General features: G+C 62.9%; 22 protein-coding genes and 1 pseudogene. 18 read left to right on the plus strand and 5 right to left on the minus strand.

Going from position 1 to position 20841, the window contains the following annotated elements; genetic code table 11:
- Window positions 1-5 precede the first annotated feature (5 nt).
- The 4 genes from ACIQ17_RS05850 to ACIQ17_RS05865 are packed head-to-tail and all read left to right on the plus strand — an operon-like array spanning window position 6 to window position 3250.
- Window positions 6-890 (plus strand): branched-chain amino acid ABC transporter permease, encoded by an 885-nt coding sequence (locus tag ACIQ17_RS05850; protein WP_398466368.1) that lies wholly within the window; start codon window positions 6-8, stop codon window positions 888-890.
- Window positions 887-1783 (plus strand): branched-chain amino acid ABC transporter permease, encoded by an 897-nt coding sequence (locus ACIQ17_RS05855; protein WP_398466370.1) that lies wholly within the window; start codon window positions 887-889, stop codon window positions 1781-1783. The genes ACIQ17_RS05850 and ACIQ17_RS05855 overlap by 4 nt, the downstream gene beginning before the upstream one ends.
- Window positions 1780-2553, plus strand: a complete 774-nt coding sequence (locus tag ACIQ17_RS05860; protein WP_398466372.1) for an ABC transporter ATP-binding protein — start codon at window positions 1780-1782, stop codon at window positions 2551-2553. The genes ACIQ17_RS05855 and ACIQ17_RS05860 overlap by 4 nt, the downstream gene beginning before the upstream one ends.
- Window positions 2546-3250, plus strand: coding sequence for an ABC transporter ATP-binding protein (locus ACIQ17_RS05865; protein WP_398466374.1), 705 nt, complete (start codon window positions 2546-2548; stop codon window positions 3248-3250). Before ACIQ17_RS05860 ends, ACIQ17_RS05865 begins: the two co-directional genes overlap by 8 nt.
- A 100-nt stretch (window positions 3251-3350) precedes the next feature.
- Here ACIQ17_RS05865 and ACIQ17_RS05870 read toward each other — a convergent pair whose 3' ends face one another.
- Window positions 3351-4064 carry a GntR family transcriptional regulator gene (locus ACIQ17_RS05870; RefSeq protein ID WP_398466376.1) on the minus strand — a complete coding sequence of 238 codons (714 nt, stop codon included), beginning with the start codon at window positions 4062-4064 and terminating at the stop codon, window positions 3351-3353.
- A gap of 228 nt (window positions 4065-4292) precedes the next feature.
- On the opposite strand from ACIQ17_RS05870, the gene ACIQ17_RS05875 reads away from it, so the two are divergent.
- The 14 genes from ACIQ17_RS05875 to ACIQ17_RS05940 all read left to right on the plus strand — a co-directional run bounded on the left by ACIQ17_RS05875 (window position 4293) and on the right by ACIQ17_RS05940 (window position 17480).
- A complete protein-coding gene (locus ACIQ17_RS05875; RefSeq protein ID WP_398466378.1) occupies window positions 4293-5534 on the plus strand; it encodes an alpha/beta hydrolase family protein in 1242 nt (413 codons plus the stop codon).
- A 2-nt stretch (window positions 5535-5536) separates the two neighbouring features.
- Complete coding sequence (locus ACIQ17_RS05880) at window positions 5537-6184, plus strand: cysteine hydrolase family protein (protein WP_398466380.1); 648 nt, start codon at window positions 5537-5539, stop codon at window positions 6182-6184.
- A gap of 37 nt (window positions 6185-6221) precedes the next feature.
- Window positions 6222-7109, plus strand: a complete 888-nt coding sequence (locus tag ACIQ17_RS05885; protein ID WP_398466382.1) for a polysaccharide deacetylase family protein — start codon at window positions 6222-6224, stop codon at window positions 7107-7109.
- A complete protein-coding gene (locus tag ACIQ17_RS05890) occupies window positions 7106-7813 on the plus strand; it encodes a fumarylacetoacetate hydrolase family protein (protein ID WP_398466384.1) in 708 nt (235 codons plus the stop codon). The genes ACIQ17_RS05885 and ACIQ17_RS05890 overlap by 4 nt, the downstream gene beginning before the upstream one ends.
- A 2-nt stretch (window positions 7814-7815) precedes the next feature.
- The gene (locus ACIQ17_RS05895; RefSeq protein ID WP_398466386.1) at window positions 7816-8700 is read left to right on the plus strand and encodes a polysaccharide deacetylase family protein; all 885 of its coding nucleotides are present in this window, start codon (window positions 7816-7818) and stop codon (window positions 8698-8700) included.
- Window positions 8701-8721: 21 nt separating this feature from the next.
- A complete protein-coding gene (locus tag ACIQ17_RS05900; protein ID WP_398466388.1) occupies window positions 8722-9573 on the plus strand; it encodes a branched-chain amino acid ABC transporter permease in 852 nt (283 codons plus the stop codon).
- A complete protein-coding gene (locus ACIQ17_RS05905; RefSeq protein ID WP_398466390.1) occupies window positions 9570-10535 on the plus strand; it encodes a branched-chain amino acid ABC transporter permease in 966 nt (321 codons plus the stop codon). The genes ACIQ17_RS05900 and ACIQ17_RS05905 overlap by 4 nt, the downstream gene beginning before the upstream one ends.
- A 50-nt stretch (window positions 10536-10585) precedes the next feature.
- On the plus strand, window positions 10586-11845 hold the full coding sequence (locus tag ACIQ17_RS05910) for an ABC transporter substrate-binding protein (RefSeq protein WP_398466392.1): 1260 nt from the start codon (window positions 10586-10588) through the stop codon (window positions 11843-11845).
- A gap of 69 nt (window positions 11846-11914) precedes the next feature.
- A complete protein-coding gene (locus ACIQ17_RS05915; RefSeq protein ID WP_398466394.1) occupies window positions 11915-12670 on the plus strand; it encodes an ABC transporter ATP-binding protein in 756 nt (251 codons plus the stop codon).
- Window positions 12663-13367, plus strand: coding sequence for an ABC transporter ATP-binding protein (locus tag ACIQ17_RS05920; protein ID WP_398466396.1), 705 nt, complete (start codon window positions 12663-12665; stop codon window positions 13365-13367). Before ACIQ17_RS05915 ends, ACIQ17_RS05920 begins: the two co-directional genes overlap by 8 nt.
- A 7-nt stretch (window positions 13368-13374) precedes the next feature.
- Window positions 13375-13569: a hypothetical protein gene (locus tag ACIQ17_RS05925; protein WP_398466398.1), complete on the plus strand. Its 195-nt coding sequence runs from the start codon at window positions 13375-13377 to the stop codon at window positions 13567-13569.
- Entirely contained in the window at window positions 13569-14957 is a 1389-nt protein-coding gene (locus ACIQ17_RS05930) for an amidase (RefSeq protein ID WP_398466400.1), read from the plus strand. The genes ACIQ17_RS05925 and ACIQ17_RS05930 overlap by 1 nt, the downstream gene beginning before the upstream one ends.
- A gap of 13 nt (window positions 14958-14970) precedes the next feature.
- Complete coding sequence (locus ACIQ17_RS05935; RefSeq protein WP_398466402.1) at window positions 14971-15960, plus strand: amidohydrolase family protein; 990 nt, start codon at window positions 14971-14973, stop codon at window positions 15958-15960.
- A 17-nt stretch (window positions 15961-15977) separates the two neighbouring features.
- Entirely contained in the window at window positions 15978-17480 is a 1503-nt protein-coding gene (locus ACIQ17_RS05940; RefSeq protein WP_398466404.1) for an aldehyde dehydrogenase, read from the plus strand.
- A 196-nt stretch (window positions 17481-17676) separates the two neighbouring features.
- On the opposite strand, the gene ACIQ17_RS05945 is transcribed toward ACIQ17_RS05940, so the two are convergent.
- The 4 genes and pseudogenes from ACIQ17_RS05945 to ACIQ17_RS05960 all read right to left on the minus strand — a co-directional run.
- On the minus strand, window positions 17677-18456 hold the full coding sequence (locus ACIQ17_RS05945; RefSeq protein WP_398466406.1) for an ABC transporter ATP-binding protein: 780 nt from the start codon (window positions 18454-18456) through the stop codon (window positions 17677-17679).
- Window positions 18449-19294 (minus strand): ABC transporter permease, encoded by an 846-nt coding sequence (locus tag ACIQ17_RS05950; protein ID WP_398466408.1) that lies wholly within the window; start codon window positions 19292-19294, stop codon window positions 18449-18451. Before ACIQ17_RS05950 ends, ACIQ17_RS05945 begins: the two co-directional genes overlap by 8 nt.
- Before the next feature lie 5 nt (window positions 19295-19299).
- Window positions 19300-20247 carry an ABC transporter substrate-binding protein gene (locus ACIQ17_RS05955; protein ID WP_398466412.1) on the minus strand — a complete coding sequence of 316 codons (948 nt, stop codon included), beginning with the start codon at window positions 20245-20247 and terminating at the stop codon, window positions 19300-19302.
- A gap of 42 nt (window positions 20248-20289) precedes the next feature.
- Window positions 20290-20841, minus strand: a pseudogene (locus ACIQ17_RS05960) (allophanate hydrolase); the annotation flags it as partial.

The raw sequence follows: 20841 nt of genomic DNA on the forward strand, positions 1-20841 counted from the left end.
GCGTGATGTCGACTTTCCTGCAGCAACTCGTCAACGGCATCTCGCTGGGCTCGACCTATGCGGTGTTTGCGATGGGCTGCACGCTGATCTTCGGCGTGCTGAACATCGTCAATATGGCGCAGGGCGCTTTCTTCATGGGCGGCGCCTATTTCGGGCTCGAGGCGGCGCGCTTCGGGCTGCCGGCGCCGGTCGCGCTCGTTGTCGCCTTGCTCGGCGGCGGCATGCTCGGCGTGCTGTCGGAGTTGGTGGTGTTCCGTACCTTGCGGGCCCGCGGCGGTCATCGCTGGATGGGTCTCGTGGCGAGCCTTGCGCTGGCGCGGATGATGGTGGGACTGGCGCAGGAAATCTTCGGCACACAAGTGCAGCGATATCCCGCAAGCGACCTGCTCTCGGTGTCGTGGGAGTTGGGTGGCGTTCGCATCCAGCTGTTGCAGGCCGTCATTCTCGTGGTCTCCGTGCTTCTGATGGCCGTGCTGGCGTTGTTGCTGCAACGGAGCTCAACGGGGCGAGCGATCCGCACCGTCGCCTTCAGCGAGGATGTAGCGCGCATCGTGGGTGTGCCCGTGGGCAAGACCATCATGGCGACGTTCTTCCTCGCCGGCGCTCTGGCGGGGGCGGCCGGTATGCTGCTCGGCAATCTGTTCAACGTTGTATCGCCTTTCATGGGCGAGCAGATGCTGGTCAAGGGCCTGACGGTGATCATTCTCGGAGGTCTCGGAAATGTCCCGGGCGCCGTAGCCGGCGGGTTTGTGCTCGGACTGATCGAGGTGTTTAGCGTCGCCTATGTATCGTCGTCGTTCCGCGATGCAATCGGCTTCGGATTGATCTTCTTCATTTTGCTGGTCAAGCCGAACGGATTGTTCTCCGGATTTGAAGAGCGTCGCGCATGAGTGCCTGGGTCAGTCAGTTCTATGCGAGCTACTCGAATATCATCGATCTGTGTCTGCTGAATTCGTTGATTGCCTATGGCCTGTTCTTGGCGCTCAGTGCCAACATGGTCTCGCTGGCGACCGGCGGCTTCATGGCGCTTGGGGCCTATTGCAGCGTCTATCTCACCATGGAGCTCGGCGTTCCCTTTGTAGCGGCCTTGCTGGCGGGTGCGATACTCGGTGCACTCGGAGCAGCCGTCATCGGCGCCCCTGTGCTGCGGCTGCGCGGCGACTATTTCATGCTCGCCACCTTCGCCTTTACCGAAGTGATCCGTGTCATTGCGCTCAACTGGGACAGCGTCACTGGCGGCGCCATCGGTATTGTCAGTATTCCTCGCTACACCGAGACGTGGCACCTCGCACTGGCCGTCATTGTCATGGTCTATGTGGTGCATACGCTGCGTCGCTCCTATTTCGGGCGCGCGATCGCAGCGATCAAGCAAGATGACGTGGTGGCGCAATCGATGGGCGTCAACGTGTTCGCGCATCGGCTGTCCTTATTTATCGCCAGCGGATTTGTCTGCGGTGCGGCCGGCGCGCTTGCAGCGCATCTCAACTATTTTGTCGGTCCGGGCGACTTCGGCGTGGTGCGGAGCGTCGATGCGCTGACCTATCCCATCCTCGGAGGCGTCAATTCACTGGCCGGTCCGGTGGTCGGTGCTATCTTTACCACTATCCTGCCGGAGGCGCTCCGCTTCTCGAACCAGCTGCGCGAGATACTGATGGGCATGCTGGTCGTGGCGATCGTGCTATATCTGCCGGGCGGCGCCATGTCGGTGCTGAAGCTGCGATGGCCACGCGCGACATCGTCGGGCTCGAAACTGGCCGCTCCCGCCGGGCAGGCGCAGCCATGACCGGCGCCAAGCTCGAAATCTGGAAGATCGCCAAGCGCTTTCAAGGTATCGTTGCGGTCGACAGCATCTCCTTCGTTGCCGAGGCAGGGCAAGTGACAGGGCTGATCGGGCCAAATGGCTCCGGTAAGACCACGACGATGAACATGATCACCGGCCTGTATCCGACCGATGCTGGGCGGATCACGCTCGATGGCGCGCCGCTCACGGGCCGTGACCCTCACGAGGTCGCCGCGCACGGCGTCGCGCGCACATTCCAGAACATCCGTTTGCTGCCCGAGCAATCCGTGCTCGCGAATGTCATGCTCGGTACCCATCTCGGTCATCGGCAATCGATCCTGTCGGTGCTGGCCCGCCTGCCTGGCGTGGCGCGCGAGGAGCGTGATGCCAAAGCGCGTTGCCGAGTGTTGCTCGATGAATTGCGCATCGCCCATCTCGCAGACATTCCGGCAGGGGATCTGTCCTATGGCGACCGGCGCCGCGTCGAGATTGCTCGGGCCCTGGCGTCACGGCCACGGCTGTTGCTGCTCGACGAACCAGCTGCAGGTATGAATCATGCCGAGAAAGGCCGGCTTGGCGAGCTCATCCAGCAGATTAGGACCTCCGGCATCACGGTGTTGCTCATCGAACACGATATCGATCTGGTCTCGAGGGTTAGCGACCATATCGTGTGTTTGAATTTCGGGCGCGAGATTGCGGAAGGTACGCCGGCGCAGGTGCGCGCGAGCGCCGCCGTGATCGAGGCTTATCTGGGGCGCGACGAAGATGCTTGAGATTCGCAGGCTCAGCGCCGGCTATGGCGCGGTTGATGTGCTGGAGGCGATTTCACTGACCGTCCCGACAGGTTCCTGCGTCTGCCTGATCGGCGCGAACGGTGCTGGCAAGACCACGACGTTGTCGGCCATCTGTGGCCTCGTCATGGCGTCGTCGGGCGACATCCTGCTTGAAGGCGAGGATATCCGGCGCAGCGCCGCCGATGTCATCGTGCGACGCGGCGTCAGCCTCGTGCCTGAGGGACGTCGCGTCGTGTCGAACATGACGGTTGAGGACAATCTGTTAGTTGGCGCCTATACGCGCCGCGATGACAAGGTCGGTGCCGATCTGGATAGCGTGTACCGGCGGTTCGCGCGTCTGCGCGAGCGCCGCAAGCAGTTTGCTGGTCAGATGTCCGGCGGCGAGCAGCAGATGCTGGCGATCGGCCGCGCGCTGATGGCGCGCCCGAAGCTGCTGCTGCTTGACGAGCCCTCCATGGGACTGGCGCCTCAAATCGTCAACGATATCTTTCGCACCATCCGCGAGATCAACGAGGCGGGCACGACAGTGCTGCTTGTCGAGCAGAATGCGCGCAAGGCGTTGTCGATCGCGAGCTACGGATACGTCCTGGAATCCGGACGGATCGGCGCCGAAGGAAGGGCCAGCGAACTTCTCAGTTCGCCCCAGATCGTGGCGTCATATCTTGGTGCTGGCTAGGCGCGTCGCGGCGTGGCGCCGAAACCTTGGTCGGATTGATGGTTGCCATTTGCTGCAAAGTCCACCGCTTGCGGAAGCGGACATGTTTTGCATATACGCCTTACTGTGCCCGGTCAGTTAGCGACTTGACGAGGGAAGCTCGTACACCGGAGACGTGTTCCCGCATCACTGCTTCGGCGCGCCACGGCTCGCGCGCCATGATCGCCTCGTAGATGCGATGATGATCGTCATGTCGCCGTCGCACATCGCGATGCTCGAAGGCGACGATGTTCCGGCTCGATGACATCGGCACGTGATGGCAGATGCGGATCATCTCGCTCAGCATGCGGTTGCGTGCGGCGGCCAGCAGCGTGTCGTGAAAATCGCCATTGATGCGGCGATAGATGAGAAGATCGCCCTCAGCAAATTCACCACGGGACAACAGGTCGTCGCCCGCGATCAGGCTTTGTTCGATCGTGGCGCGCTCGCTGTCGCTGAGGCCTCGCTCGGCGGCAAAACGCGCGGCCAGTCCTTCAAGCGACGCGCGGATTTCATAGGCATCGACAATGACGCTCAGCGGAAATTCCCGAACGATGAAGCCGCGGTTGGGCGCGTAGTCGAGCAGCCCTTCGCCGGCCAGAGCCTGAAGGGCTGCGCGCACGGGCGTACGGGATACGTCCAGTGTCTTGCTGAGCCGGACCTCGTTCATGCGCTCGCCGGCATTGACGGTGCCATCCAGGATGAAATTGCGGATCTGCTCCATGACCGAGAGTGCACGGTTGCCCGCGCGGCCTCCTGCGGTTTCAGTCGTTTTGAGGTCGGTCAGATCAGGCATATCGATCTCTCGCACTGCAAAAAGTGTACACACTTGTGCCTTCGCTGGCTTGGCTCGGTAGAGTATCCTACATATTTCGCGCGGAATTGTGCATGAAAATCACGCATCGATAGGAGGCAACCTGCGGAAATGATCATCAGACACAGAAAGTGTATGTAATTATCGTTGACTCCGATTTGAGACACGCAATGATGCGCCGTCGGAAATGACCAAGGAGCGGCGCGTCTCATGGTTTCTGGGAAGGCTGTTGGCGAAAATGCCATCGAGGAGATCACTGCGGATCGTTTCCCGCATTATGAGCCGTTCGGCTGGCATCATTGGCCCGAGCATCCCTGGCTGTCCTATCAATTCCGCCGCGGTCTCGGTGAAACCCAGGAAGGCGGCGGCAGTGTCTCCGAGGTGATGCTGGCGGGATCGCGGATGATCCCCGGCGATCTCGAAAGCTGGCACAAGGAATGGATGGTGATCGCCGATGCCAACTGGCAGCGCGGTCTCGCCGAGGAAAAGCTCGGGCACATCCGCACCGCCATGAACTGCTTTCTCCGTGCGGCGGACTATTATCGACAGGCCGAATTCCATCTCGAGCCGACCGACCTACGCCGACTGCCGACATTCGAGAAGATGGAAGCGTGCTCGCACAAGTTCATTTCCCATCTCAATCCGCCCGGCGAAGTCGTCGACATCCCCTATGAGCCGGGCAAGCCAATCTGTGGCTATTTCATCCGTGCGCCATTTCCCGGTGACAGGCTCCCGGTCTTGATCTGCATGGGCGGGCTGGACTCCATCAAGGACGAGATGTGGTTCATGCAGGCCCATGGCTGCCTGCAGCGCGGCATTTCGGTGTTGATGGTCGATCTACCCGGCCAGGGTGGCACGCTGCGGCGCCACGGTCTTGCGACCCGCGCCGATACGGAAGTGCCGGTCGGCAAATGTATCGACTGGCTCGAGCAGCGCAGCGATGTCGATGCATCGCGCATCGCGGTCTGTGGCTCCAGCATGGGCGGATACTACGCCGCGCGAGCGGGATGTTACGAGCATCGCCTGGCTGCCGTGATCTCGCACGGCGCGGTGTGGTCCGTGCATGACATGTGGGGCCAGAAGGGCGACGATTTCGGTCTTGCGATGCATATCCGCTGGGTATTCGGCGCCAAGACCATGAAGGACGCTCACGAACTCATGAAGCCCTTCACGCTGAGGGGGCACCTCGAGCACATGAAGTGTCCGTATCTCGTGCTGCATGGCGGTCACGACGTGCTGACGGTCACAGCGGCACGGTCGACCTATGATTACGCCATCGCCAACGGCGTCGATGCGACCTTGCGCGTGCTCGAACCGGAGGAGACCGGCGCCGAGCATTGCCAGCACGATAATCCGACCATCGGGCAGGAAGTGCTGGCCGACTGGCTGACCGACAAGTTTGGCATCGATCAGCGCGCGCTGCTGAAAACCTCATTCAATCCGCTGGTGTGACCATGAATCTCGGTGTCGATCACATCAAGGCTGCGGTCGTCGCGATCGACCTGCATCGCGGTCATCTTGATATGGCGGTGGCGACAATGCCGACGACCCCGGATGTCGCGGATCGCATCATCGCAGCGAACAAGCGCCTGTTCGACTGGTGCCGTGCCAACGGCATTTTGGTCGTGCATCAGCTCACCTCCTATCGCGACGAGGCGGAAATCCGCGCCAATCCGTTCTGGCGCACGCGTGCAGAGGATCCCGGAGCGACGCGCAAGAACGTCATGCGGCACAATATCATCGGCGGCCCCGGCTGCACGGTGATGCCGGAACTGCTCGACCCCCGGGATTTCATCGTCGATACCAAGAAACGCTACGACTGCTTTCTCGGCACCGATCTCGATTTCGTGCTGCGCTCCCATGGCATCAACACGCTGCTGATCACCGGCGTGAACACCAATTCCTGCGTGCTGGCGACGACGACCGCCGCCAATGTTCGCGACTATTCGGTGATTGTGGTCGAGGACTGCGTGGACAGCATGGACGGGCCCGAGCTGCATGCCGCCGGTCTCGCCTGCATCCGCACCGCCTTCGGCTTCGTGATGGATACCGACGCGGTGATGAAGCTCGATGGCCTTAAGGCCGGCAGGAGCGTCGCATGATCCGTTTCAATGTCTCATCTCCAAAGGGCATCCAGCCATGACCGGTCCCATGCAGCCGCGCGAGCGGTGCGAGTTTTCCGCCATTGTCGATCGTCCCAAGCTGAAACTGCCGGGCAATGCGCGCCTGATCTTCTGGACCATCGTCAATTTCGAGGTCTGGGATATTTCCAAGCCGATGGCGCGTCAGGTGATCCCGGCGCCGACCGGCCTGCCGCTGCTGCCCGACGTGCCGAACTGGAGCTGGCACGAATACGGCATGCGCGTCGGCGCGTGGCGATTCTTCGAACTCTACAAGAAGCTCGGCATCAAGCCGACCTTATCGATCAATGCCCGCGTCTGCGAAGATTATCCGCGGGTCGCGCAGGAAGCCAAGGATCTCGGCTGGGAATTCATGGGCCATGCCTATGAGCAGGGGCCGATCCACAAGGAAGCCGACCAGAAGGCCATGATCCATCGCTCGATGGACGTGATCGAGACGTTCACCGGCAAGCGCCCGGTCGGCTGGCTCGGACCGGGCCTGACGCAGACGCTGGAAACGCCGGAATATCTTGCCGAAGCCGGCGTGAAATACATCGGCGACTGGGTCTATGACGACGAGCCCACGGTGATCCGCACCGAAAAGGGGCCGTTGACCACGCTGCCTTATACGGTCGAGATGAACGACATCCCGATGATGATGGTGCAGCATCACGGTGCCACCCAGTTCCTCGATCGCGCCAAGGATCAGTTCGACCGCCTCTATGCAGAGAGCGCCGATCGCCCGAAGATCATGTCGATCGCGATCCATCCGTATATTTCGGGCCAGCCGTTCCGCATCAAATATCTCGAGCAGGTCTATGACTATGTGAACCAGTTCGAAGGCGTGGTGCATATGAACGGCGCCGAGATCCTCGACTGGTACAACACGCAGGCGGTGGCCAAGTGAGCGTGATCAGCCAGCAGGTGCTGCCGCCCGTACCGGTTACAGGCGTCCCGGTGGTCGGCGGTGGCTTCTTTCCGGTGCGGCGCGTCTACTGCGTCGGCCGCAACTATCTCGACCATATTCGCGAGATGAAGGAAGCCGACGAGCGTGACCCGCCGTTCTTCTTCCAGAAGCCGCGCGACAGCGTTGTACCGGATGGCGCACGCGTGCCGTATCCCGCCTTCACCGAGGACTTCCAGTTCGAGGTCGAACTGGTGCTGGCCATCGGTGAACCCGGTCGCAATATCGCAGTGGAAGATGCGCTCGAGCATATCTGGGGCTATGCCGTCGGCATCGACCTCACGCGCCGCGACCGCCAGCGCGATGCACGCGACATGCGGCTGCCCTGGGAGATGGGCAAGAGCTTTGACGCCTCCGCACCCTGCGGCGTGATCGCGCCGGCGCGCGATGCCCGTCACTTCAACAATTGCGCCATCACGCTGTCGGTGAATGGCGTCGAGAAGCAGCGCGGCGATATCGGCCAGATGATCTGGAGCGTGCCGGAGATCGTGGCGCAGCTCTCCAAGCAGATGAAGCTGGAGCCCGGCGACCTCATCTATACGGGCACGCCGGCCGGCGTCGGTCCCATCGTGCCCGGCGATGTCATCGATGCCCGCATTGAAGGCCTGCCGTCGCTCGGCATCACCATCGTCGCGGCGGAGGAGTGAGCATGCTGCCCACCGAACGCATTTCCTATTCGCCGATCGATGCACGCCCGCCGCTGAAATTGCCGGATGGCAAGCGCATGGCGGTGTGGATCATCGTCAATGTGGAGGAGTGGGACGCTAAGCAGCCAATGCCGCGGACGGTGCTGACGCCGCCGGCCGGCGGTTCGCCGTCGCCGGACGTGCCGAACTGGGCGTGGCACGAATATGGCAACCGCGTCGGTTTCTGGCGCATGCTAAAAGTGTTCGATGATTACAAGCTGCCGGCTGCGCTGGCGATCAATGGCTCGGCCATTGCGGCCTATCCGCCCATTGTCGAGGCAGCCAAGGCGCGCAACTGGGAGTTCATGGGGCACGGCTTCACCCAGCGCAACATGCAGAAGGTGGAGAACGAGCGCGACGACATTCGCAAGACGGCCGACGTGATCGAACAGGTCACCGGCAGGCGGCCGCGCGGCTGGCTGGGGCCCGGCCTCACCGAAACCTGGGAAACGCCGGACCTGCTGAAGCAGGAAGGTTACGCGTATGTCTGTGACTGGGTGCTGGACGACCAGCCGGTGTGGCTGAAGACCACGACCACGCCCATCGTCAACATCCCCTATACGCAGGAATGCAACGACGTCGCCATGATGCTGATCCAGCATCACAAGGCATCGGAATATTACGACCGCGCCATCGACCAGTTCGAGCAGATTTACGAGGACGCCGCCGACAGTGCTCGCGTGATGGCATTGGTTGTGCATCCCTACATCATGGGCGCGCCGCACCGCCTGAAGCATTTCCGCCGCATCTTCGAGACCATCGCGAAGAAGCCGGACGTGGCCTTCATGACCGGCGAACAGATTCTCGATTGGTATCTCGACGTCGGGCCGAAAGCGCCGGCGGTCTAAGGGCAGGTAAAGTCACGGGGCATGAGCGTCTTTCAAATCCTGAACGGCCTGACTTTCGCAGCACTGCTCTTTGTGGTGGCGAGCGGCTTCACGCTGATTTTCGGCCTGTTGCGCATCGTCAATCTCGCCCATGGCGCGCTGTATCTGTTCGGCGGCTATATCGGCTACAGCATTGCGGTGAAGACCGGCAGCTTCCTCGTCGGGGGCGTCGGAGCCATGGCGGCGATTGCGGCCATCGGCTTCGTGCTCGATCAGGGGCTGCTGCGCTTCGTGCGCGGCAACGAGTTGCGACAGGTGCTGCTTACCCTCGGCGTCGCCTTCTTCCTGAACGACCTCGCGCTAGTGATCTGGGGCGGCGACAGCTTTACGGTCCCGATCCCGGAAGCCTTGCGCGGCGGCGTGCGCGTGTTCGGCACCTTCTATCCGAAATATCGCCTGTTCGTGCTGGTGATGGGCATCCTCGTCTTCATCGGCCTGTGGGTGCTGCTCAACCACACGCGGCTCGGTGCGCTGATCCGCGCGGGGGTCGATGACGCCGAAATGGTGGAAGCCTCGGGCGTCAATATCCGCCGCGTCTTCCTGTTCACCTTCCTGTTCGGTTCGGCACTGGCCGGTCTCGGTGGCCTGATGGGCGGCGCGTTCCTGTCGCTCTATCCCTCGGCCGATGCTGAAATCCTCACCTTCAGTCTGGCTGTCGTCATTATCGGAGGACGCGGCAGTCTGGTCGGCGTCGCGGTCGGCAGCCTGCTGGTCGGCCTCCTGAATACGCTGGGGCAGGTGATGTTCCCCGAACTCGCTTATTTCGTGATCTTCGGCCCGATGGCGGTGCTGCTGGCATTCCGTCCCCTCGGCCTGTTCGGACGTGCCACATGACGCAGCCTGCATCCTCAACCCGTATCGCAGGTATGACAGGCCGAGGTCTCGTCATTGCCGCCGCGGTGGTCATCGTTGCCGCGCTGCTGCCGCTCGGTCTGTCGAGCTATCAGGTCGGCCTTGCCACCGAAATCCTGATCTTCGGCATTCTCGCAATGTCCATCGACATTCTTGCCGGCTTCGCCGGTCGCACCTCGCTCGGCCATGGTGCCATCTTCGGCGTCTCCACCTATGTCGTGGTCTATCTGACCGCCCAGGCCGAGATGTCGCCCTGGATTGCGCTGTTGCTGGGTGTTGCCGCTGCCACTGCCGTTGCGGCCGTGTTTGCGCTGCTCGCCGTGCGAACCTCCGGCGTCTATTTCCTGCTGCTGACGCTCGCACTCGGCATGATCATCTGGGGCGTCTGCCTGCGCTGGACCCAGGTGACCGGCGGCGAGAACGGCATGCGCGGCGACGTCCGGCCGGCCATCCTGGTGGGGCAGAGCGCGTTCTACTGGGCGGTGCTCACCTGTGCGGCGGTCGTGTCCTACGCCATGTGGCGGTTCGTGCGGTCGCCCTTCGGCCTGACCCTGCGCGGCATCCGCGACAGCGAAAGCCGCATGCGCAGCCTCGGCTACAATGTGCCGCTGCATCTCTTCATCGGCTTCACCGTCTCGGGCGTCTTCGCCGGCATTGCCGGTGCGCTCTATGCGATGTTCAACAACTTCGTCAGCCCGTCGACCGTCGCGCTCGCGCAGTCGGTGGAGGGCGTGCTGATGATGATCGCGGGCGGCGTTGGCACGCTGTTCGGCGCCTTTGTCGGCGCGGCGGCCATCATCGTGCTGGAGAACATCGTCAGCTCCTATACCGAGCGCTGGCTGATGGTGCTCGGCATCACCTTCGTCCTGATCATGATCTTTGCCCCCGAGGGCATCATCGGCAAGCTGCGCGCGATGTTCTCGCGCAAGGCCAAGGCAAACTGAAATCACGCTCACTTCCGTTTCAATCGGGTTTCTCACGAAAGGGCTTCGAGATGGATCGCAGACAATTTCTCAAGACTTCGACCGCCGCAGTTGCTGCAGCGGGTGTTGGCGTAGCACCCTGGCGCGCCGCGCAGGCGCAGGCGACCCCGATCAAGATCGGGCTGCTGGCGCCGCTGACCGGCGTCGTCGCCTCGGGCGGCAAGGAAATGGTCGAAGGCGTGCAGTTCTATCTCGAGCAGGTGAAAAACGAGATGGGCGGCCGCAAGGTCGAACTCGTGATCGAGGATGACGCCTCGAACCCGGACACTGCGCTGCAGAAGGCGCGTCGCCTGGTGGAGCAGGGCAATTGCCACATGCTGATCGGCAATCTGCTTGCCAATACCGGTCTTGCCGTCGCCAACTACGTCAAGGGCACCGGCACGCCTTACTTCATTCCGATCATCGCCGCCGATGATCTCACCCAGCGCGCACGCATCAAGAACGTGATCCGCGTCGCCGGCTACACGGCCTCGGCCTTCACCCACCCGTTCGGTGACTGGTGCCTGAAGCAGGGCTACAAGCGCATCGCCACCATCAGCCAGGATTACACCTTCGGCCATGAACAATGCGGCGGTCTCGCCCAGGTCTTCACCGAAGGCGGCGGAACCATCGTGCAGCAGTTCTGGCATCCGCTGAACACCGCGGATTTCAGCCCCTATCTCGGCCAGCTGGCCGATCTCAAGGTCGATGCGATCTTCGCCATGGAGACCGGCGCCGACTCCACGCGTTTGATTCAGCAATATGCGTCCTTCGGTCTGAAGGAGAAGACGCCGCTGTTGATGGCCATGAACGGCACCGACCAGTCGGTGATCCGCACCATGGGCCCGGAATGCGAAGGCATCGTCGCCGCCGCGCATTTCGCCGAAGGTTCGGACGTGCCGACCACCGCGAAATTCGCCAAGGACTATGAGGCCAAATACGGCAAGATCCCGTCGCTCTACGGCTTTTCCATGTACTCGGGCATGATGTGGATCGACGCTGCGCTGAAGAAGATGGGCGGCAAGGTCGAGGATCGCGAGACTTTCATCGACACAGTGCTGAAGACCGAACTCGATAACTCTCCGCTCGGCAAGACCGTCAAGTTCGACGATTACGGCAACCCGATCTACGACGTCTACATCCGCAAGGTCGTCAAGCGCGCCGATGGCAAGTTCTGGAACGCGCCAATCGAGACCTATCCGAATGTCTCGCAGTTCTGGAAATACGATCCGGCAACCTACCTGAAGCAGCCGCCTTACTCGCGGACCTTCCAGGGCATCAAGAAGACCTGATCGCTACTCGTCGTCCCCGCGGAAGCGGGGGCGACATCCAGGCTTTGTGTTCTTCATCAGGAATAATTCGTGTCCGAACCGACTTTGACGCTGAGCGATGTTACGGTGGCTTTCGACGCCTTGAAGGCGGTCGACGGCGTCAGCCTGACGGTGCCGCGCGGCCAGCGCCGCGCCATCATCGGGCCCAACGGTGCCGGTAAAACGACATTGTTCAATGCCATCGCCGGCGCGCATCCGCCGACTTCCGGCAAGATCATGTTCAATGGCCACGACGTGTCCAGACTGCCGCCGCATCGACGCGCCCAGCTTGGCATCTCGCGCACCTTCCAGATCACCAATCTGTTCCCCACGCTCAGCGTGCAGGACAACATGATGCTGGCGCTGCGCGGACTGAAGCCGAAGAAATTCTCGCTGTTCGGTTCACCCGATCCGGACGAGAGCGAATCCGCACGCATCGCGGCCGCGCTGAAGGCAGCGCGCATTGCCGGGCGTGCCGACGTGATCGTCAAGGAAATGTCCTATGGCGAGCAACGTCAGCTCGAAATCGCCATCGCGCTGGTGACGACACCGACCATGCTGCTGCTCGACGAGCCGGCGGCCGGCCTGTCGCCGTCGGAGCGCTCGATGATCGCGGAAGTCATTCGCGCGCTCGATCCGGCCATCACCGTGATCCTGATCGAACACGACATGGATCTCGCGCTCGGCCTGGTCGATCACGTCACCTGCATGTTCGAGGGCCGCGTGCTGGTGGAGGAACCGCCGGAGGGCATCCGCCGCAACGCCAAGGTTCAGGAAGTCTATCTCGGGAAGCCGCGTCATGCTTGAGATCCGTGATCTGCATAGCGGCTATGGAGATGCCGTCGTGGTGCGCGGCGTCTCGCTCGACGTCAAGTCGGGTGAAATCGTGGCACTGCTCGGCCGCAACGGCATGGGCAAGACCACAGTGATCCGCTCCATCATGGGCCTCGTGCCACCGCAAGTGCGGTCAGGCACGATCACATGGCGTGGCGCAAGCCTGATCGGGCTGCCCGCGCACGACATCGCCGCGCAGAAGATTGCCATCGTGCCGCAGGGCCGCCGGCTATTCCCGTCGCTGACGGTCACCGAGCATCTCACCATGCTCAAGAGCGCCCGCGCCAGGGATGGATGGACTCTCGATCGCGTATTCGGGATCTTTCCGCGTCTGGCGGAGCGGCGCCATCATCGTGGCGGCCAGCTCTCCGGCGGCGAGCGCGGCATGCTCGCGGTCGGCCGCGCGCTGATGATCGATCCCGAACTGATCCTGATGGACGAGCCGTCGGAAGGTCTCGCGCCTGTGATGGTGCAGCATCTCGAAACCATCATCGTCGATCTGAAGAAGGAGGGGCTCTCGATCCTCCTGGTCGAGCAAAATCTTTACAGCGCGCTTGCGGTTGCCGATCGCGTTTATGTGCTGGAGACCGGGCAGGTCGTGCATCACGGCACGGCGGAGGAGCTGAACAACCAGACCGATGTGCTGTTCCAGCGCCTCGGCGTGCAGTGAGGTTGTGATGAGTGAAGACCTTTTGCGGCAGGTCGCAGCCGAACTGAACCAGGCGTCGGACGCCGCCAGCCGCACTGCGCGTGCGGCGGCGCTCGTCACCGACGTGAATGCGCGTATTGCGGTCGAGGCCGCGCGCGCGATGCCGTTCGATTCGTCGCCCTATGCCTACCAGGCGTGGCTCGCCAAAGCGGACAGGTCCTGATGCAGGCCACGGAGATTGCAGCCCTCGATCTCGGCGCGCTCGCCAAGGCCATTGCGGATGGCGAAGTGACGTCGGTGCAGGCGACCACCGTCGCGCTCGATCGTCTCGCCGGTATTGGCCACAAGCTCAATGCCGTCGTCCGTCTCGACGACGCGCGCGCGTTGAATGCTGCGGCAGCTGCAGACAAGCGGCGGGCTTCCGGCGCAGCCTTGGCGCCGCTGCATGGGGTGCCGCTGGCGCATAAGGACCTCTTCTACCGCGCTGGCGATCTTTCCGGCGGGGGCTCGAAAATCCGCGAAAATTTTCGTGCCGAGGTCACATCGACGGCGATCGCCCGGCTCGATGCGGCGGGCGCGCTCGATCTCGGCCGCCTGCAGCTTGCCGAATTCGCCATGAGCCCGACCGGCTATAACGAATCCCTCGGCCATGCCCGCAATCCCTGGAATCTCGCGCATGTGCCGGGCGGATCGTCGTCCGGCTCCGGCGTTGCCGTGGCGGCACGGCTGGTCACTGCCTCGCTTGGCACCGATACCGGCGGCTCGCTGCGCCACCCTGGCGCCATGTGCGGGCTGATCGGGCTGAAGCCGACCTGGGGCCTGGTGCCGACGGATGGCGTGATGCCGCTCTCGGCCTCGCTCGATTGCTCCGGCCCGCTGACGCGCACCGCCAAGGACGCGGCCATCATCCTCTCGGTCATCGCTGCGCGCGACTATCTTACAGGCATCGATGCCGGCATCGCCAGCCTGCGCATCGCCGTGCCCGGCGGCTATTATCGGGAACTGTTGCATCCGGAGATCGCGGCTGCGCTGGACGAGGCGATCAGGACGCTCACCTCGCTCGGTGCCACGATTTCGGAAACTGCGCCGCCTGACATGGCGCTCATCAATGCGCTGATGCAGCTTGTCATGAGCGTCAAGGCCGCGACCATCCATCGCCCTTGGCTGATCGAACGTCCGCAGGAGTATGCCGATCAGGTCCGCGCCCGTATCGAGCCTGGCCTGTATTATCCTGCCACGCGCTATGTGGAAGCACTGTCGCTGCGCGCGCAGCTCACCGAGGGTTGGGTCGCGTCCTGCATCGGCGATGCGGATCTCGCTCTGCTGCCCGCCATCTCCATCCCGGTGCCGACCATCGCCGCGACCACCGAAGGGGATCCCGCCGACGTCGCGCGCATCATCGGCCAGCTCACCCATTGCACCCGTGGCATCAATTATCTCGGGCTGCCCGGCGCCTCGGTGCCATCAGGCTTCGACAGCGCCAGCCTTCCCATCGCGTTCCAACTGGTCGGCCGGCCTTACAGCGAAGCCACCATGCTGCGGACGGCACATGCCTATCAGGGCGCGACCGACTGGCATCACCGCGCCCCGGCCGCGGCCGAACTCCACTGAAAAGAGAACTTTCATGCCCATCATCGACATGCATACCCACGCCCTCAGCAAGCGCGTCGAGCCGCTGGTGGCCGGCAAATATGATCCGATGAGCAATCCCTATCGCCGCGACATGTCGCCGGCGAGCCGTGACACCGATGCGGAGCAGGGCAAGATCCTGCCCGGCCTGATGCTGGATGTCGCCAAACGCCGCGAGATGATGGCGAAGATGGGCGTCGACATCCAGGTGGTCGCACCGGCGCCGGCACAGCAGAACTACTGGGCCGACGAGGAGCTTCTGGTCGCGCTGTCACGCGTGCAGAACGAGGATATCGCCGCGCTGGTGGCGCAGGACCCGCAGCATTTCGCCGGCATGGGCACGTTGCCGATGCGCTTTCCGCAGCGGGCTATCGAAGAGGCTGTGCATGGCGTCGAGACGCTCGGCCTGCGCGGTTTCCAGGTCGATACCCGCGTCGAGGACCTCGAACTCTCCAACGCCGCCTTCGATCCGCTCTATGCGCGGCTGGCAGAGCTGCGCGCGCCGCTGTTCGTGCATCCGCTCGGCTTCTCCCATGGCCAGCGGCTCGGCGACTTCTTCATGGTCAACAGCGTCGGCCAGCCCGTCGAAGAGACCATGGCGATCGCGCATTTCATCATGGGCGGCATCCTCGATCGCCATCCCGGTCTCGATGTGGTGATCGCCCATGGCGGCGGCTATTATCCATTCTATGCCGCGCGCATGGATCATGCCTGGAAGGTGCGTCCCGAAGTGCGCCGGCTGATTCCGGAGGCGCCGTCCACCTATCTCAAGCGCTTTTGGTTCGATACCTGCGTCTTCTCGCCGACCTTGATCGAGCAGCTCATTGCGATGGTGGGCGTCGATCGCGTGATGATGGGTTCCGACTATCCGTTCGACATGGGCGACGACGATCCGGTCGGCCTCGTCAGGCAGGCCAAGCTCTCGGACGGAGACCGCGAGAAAATCCTGTTCGGCAATGCCAGCCGGCTGTTCCGGATCGCCTGACGCAGGGAGAGCAGAGCATGATGAATGACGGCAAGCCTTACGGCCTCTATATCGACGGCCGCTTCCTGCCGGCGTCCTCCGGGGGCGTGATCCGGGTCGAGAATCCCAAGGATCGCAGCCATCTCGCGGATGTCGCCGAAGGCGACGAGAGAGATATCGACCGCGCCATCGACGCCGCCGAGCGCGCGGCCTCGGTCTGGGCAGCGACGCCCGGCGCCGTGCGCGGCGATATCATGCATCGCGCCGGCGAATTGCTGGCTGCGAAGCTGCCCGAACTCGTCACCATCGAGATCGACCAGATCGGTCGCGCACGTCGCGAGATGAGCGCGCAACTCGGCCGCCTGCCGGAATGGTTCCGCTATTTCGGCGCGCTGGCGCGGACGCATGAGGACACCGTGCCGCCCTTCGGCGGCAATTTCCTGAATTACACCCGTCGCGTCCCGCTCGGCGTGGTCGGCCACGTCACACCGTGGAATCATCCGCTACTGATCCTGACCAAGAAGATCGCGCCGTCCATGGCGGCGGGCAATACGATGGTGGTGAAGCCGAGCGAACTGGCGCCGATCACGCCGCTGTTGCTCGGCGACATTTTCAAAGAAGCCGGCGTGCCGGATGGCGTCTACAATGTCGTGCCGGGCTATGGCGCGACCGCAGGCAAGGCGTTGACGACCAGCAAGCGCATCAAGAAAATTGATCTCACCGGCGGCACTGAAACCGGGAAGATGGTCGCATCGCTCGCCGGCGCCAATCTCACAAAGGTCTCGGCCGAGCTTGGCGGCAAGGCTGCGGTTATCCTGTTCGAGGATACGCCGATCGAACGCGGCGTTGCCGCGGCATTGTTCGCATCCTTCATCGCCACCGGCCAGACCTGTGTGCAGGGCGCGCGTCTTCTCGTGCACCGGTCGGTCCATGATGCCGTCGTCACTGAGCTGGTGAGGCGCACCAATGCGATCCGGCTCGGCGACCCGCAGGACATGGCGACCCAGATGGGACCGCTGGTGTCAGCAAAGCAGCGCGATCTCACCGAGCGCTATGTGAAGATCGGCCTGGAGGAGGGCGCGACCCTCGCAGCTGGCGGCAAGCGGCCGGACGGCGCGGCCTTCGAACAAGGCTATTTTCACCAGCCGACCATCTTCACCGGAGTGAAGCCGGGCATGCGCATCGCGCAGGAAGAGATCTTCGGCCCGGTCGTCTGCGTCATCCCGTTCGACACCGAGGAAGAGGCGATCGCCATTTCCAACGGCACCGAATTCGGTCTCGCCGCCTCGATCTGGACCCGTGACGTCACCCGCGCCCATCGCGTCGCGCACCGGCTGCAGAGCGGCATCGTCTGGATCAACGACCATCACCGCATCGATCCGTGCTCACCCTGGGGCGGCTTCAAGATGAGCGGAATCGGGCGTGAGAACGGGGTGGTCGCCTATGAGGAATACACCCAGATCCAGAATGTGATCGTCAATCTCTCGGACGAAGAGTTCGACTGGTATGCCGAGGACGGCAAGGCGAAGCGCTATAGTTAGAATGGCGATACGAGGAAACGTGCATCATGCCAATGCGTTACTTTGTGCTTCGATCGTGTGTGTCCGAATGCTTCGAAGACATGAGATTTCTTGCTCAATGCTATCTCATATTCGACTTTACTGATCGTGAGCCAAGATGATCGTAGGCAACCACAGCTCGACATGCCCGCTTCTGGCGTAGAGCGGACGTTCTGTTTTAGGCCACCTTGCGGCCGTGATGGCTGTGCAGCTTGCTGGACAGGATGCGGCGCCACTCGTTGAATTCGGAGCTCGCAATGTCGCGCGGCCGCGGCAGGTCGATGGCATATTCGCTGTCGATCCGGCCCGGACCTGGTGACATCACCACCACGCGATCAGCCAGGAACACCGCTTCGTCGATGGCATGGGTGACAAACAGCACCGTCAGCTTGGTGCGCGACCAGATTTCCACCAGCTCGTCCTGCAGGCGTTCGCGCGTCATGGCGTCGAGCGCACCGAACGGCTCATCCATCAGCACGACTTCGGCGTCATTGGCGAGCACGCGGGCGATGGCAACGCGCTGCTTCATGCCGCCGGACAATTGATGCGGATAGGCGTTGGCGAAGCGCTGCAATCCGACGAGCTCGATGAACTTGTCAGCGGTCTCGGCAACTTCCTTCGAGGCGCGACCGCGGGACTTCGGTCCGAAGCCGATATTGTCGCGCACCGTGAGCCATGGAAACAAACCATAGTCCTGAAACACCATGCCGCGGGTGGGATTGGGGCCAATCACCGGCATGCCCCACATCAGAACGTCGCCGCTGGTGGCCGTCTCGAAGCCAGCGACCATGCGCAGCAAGGTCGACTTGCCGCAGCCCGAGGCGCCGATCAGGCAGATGAACTCGCCCTTTCGCACCGTCAGATTGGCATTGCGCAAGGCCTCGACCGACTGGCCGTTCATCGCGAATGTCTTGCTGACATTCTTGATTTCGAGGATGGGGAGGGCGCTGTCAGACATGGGAAGGACTCCAGGCGAGCAGGCGTCGGCCGATCCACATGATGACCTGATCCGACAGGAAACCGAAAACACCGATGACCAGCATGCCGCAGATCACGATTTCGGTGCGGGACAGCTGGCGGGCTTCCATGATGATGGCACCCAGGCCGGTCGGCACGCCCGTCATCTCGCCGACCACGATCACCACCCAGGAAAAACCAAGGCCGAGACGCAGGCCGGTGAAGATCGAGGGCAACGCAGCCGGCAGCACGACGCGGAAGAATTGCGCCGATCCCAGACATCCGAGCATGGATGCGGCCTCGAACAGGCGCGGCTCGACCGAACGGACGCCGAACACCGTATTGAGCAGGACCGGATAGAACGCGCCGAGAAAAACCAGGAAGAATGCGGAGCGCGGACCGAGGCCGAAAATGATCATGGCCAGCGGCAGCCAGGCGGTGACCGGGATCGGCCGCATGATCTGCAGCGTCGGTTCGAGCAGCTTGCGGATCGGTTCGATGCGTCCGATCAACATGCCGAGCGGCAGGGCCACCAGCACCGCAAGTCCGAAGCCGCCGAACACGCGGCCGACCGAGGCGAGCAGATGCGTCAGCAGCGTGCCGCTATAGGCGTCGTCATTGATGCCGCCGACGGCGAGGTCCTGCAGTTCGAGCCAGACCTCCATCGGCGGCGGAATCAGGCTGGCCGGGCGGCCGGCCGTCATGAAGTGCCAGAACAGCAGCAGCGCCACCGGCAGGATGAGCGCCTGTGCGAGGGTGACCAGCCGTCGCCGCGCAGACGCCGGCACCAGTGGCCGGCGCTGCGCATCGACCGCCTTCTCGGTGGAAGTCATGACCATGTGGCTCATGCCGGCTTCAACGCGTCGACAAAGCTGGTGTCGATGAACGTGGCGAAGTCGGGCAGACGCTTGATCTGCTTCAGCGCCAGCATGTGGTCGGCGTAAACCTTGGCCTGCTGGATCTGGGTCGCGCCGAAGCGCCAGGTCAGCTCGACATTCGGAACCGACGCTTCGATGGCTTCCTTTTTCTGGCCGAGCCGGGACGAGGCCATGGCCACAAGCTCATCCTTGTTCTTGGAGGCATAGTCGGTGCCCTGCTGGTGGATGCCGAGCATGGTGCGGACGAGGTCCGGCTTGTTGGTGATGGTGTCGCGATGGGTGCCGAACACCATGTTCAGCGAACCCATCGCCGTCGAATAGGGGTATTCGACAAGCTGGCCGACACCGGTCGAGAGCGACACGCCGGGGCCCGGCTCGGCGCCGACATAGGCATCGACATCGCCGCGCGCCAGAGCGATATGCATCTCGCTGAAGGAGACGCGCACCGGCTCGACATCCTTGATCGACATGCCTTCCATGCGCAGGCGCTCAAGGAAGAACACTTCCTGGGTGGTGCCGGGGAAAACGGCGACGCGCTTGCCCTTGAGATCCTTGATAGCGTGGATCGGGCTGTCCTTCTTGGCGATGATCGCCATGCCGCGATTGCAGGTCGAGGCGATCAGGACGATCGGCTCGCCGGCAGCGGCGCCGAGCTGACCGGCAGCGATGCCGAAATGCCCGAAATCGACCGACCGGGTCACCACCGCCGTCTTGCATTCCGTCGGCGTTTCGAACGGCAGCACCTCGACCTTGTAGCCGGCCGGTACGAAGCGCTCATAGAAGTAGGGCGCAATCGAATGGATCAGCTTCAGCGCGCCGACGCGGATGACCGTCGGGTTCTGGGCCCTGACGATCGTCGGCGCCGCAACGGCGGCCGCACCTAGTCCAACAATAACACTCCGGCGATCAATCAACGTTCGCATAGCCACTCTCTCCTCAGGTCAGAATGAACAGGTTCAAACCACACTGGCGCGATAGGCACGCCAGCCGCCGAAATGGGTGATATCGGTCGCGCCCTTGAGCGCGAACGGCTCGCACAGGAAGCCTTTGACCTGGCTGCCATCTTCGAGCGTCAGCGTACCGATGCCGAGCGGTGCCGGGATGGCATCCACGAAGGTGCCAAATCCCTCGGCCGGCAGATCCCAGATCTCGACCTCGATATGGCCGGCGGCATCGGCATCGCGAATGAGGCCCGGCTTGGCCGGAACGCTGCCGTCGAGGGCGTAGAGCGCATAGCCGGGCGCGGTGCGCGTGGTCGCGAGCAGACGGCCATCGCGTTCCTGCAATTGCGGGTTCAGTGGCTGGCCCGACAGATGTGCGCCGACGACCGCAATGGATATCCGGCCGGACTGTTTCGCGGATGATAATGACGCGGGACTGTGCTGGCATCCTTCGAACCGGTTGCCCAGCGCGGCGATCGCTCCATCCTCGAATGCGCGTCCAATGAGTGTGACGCCGAATGGCAGGCCATTCGGCCGAAAGCCGGCACGCACCGCGATGGCGGACAG

The organism is Tardiphaga sp., assembly GCF_044340795.1.
Taxonomy (GTDB): domain Bacteria; phylum Pseudomonadota; class Alphaproteobacteria; order Rhizobiales; family Xanthobacteraceae; genus Tardiphaga.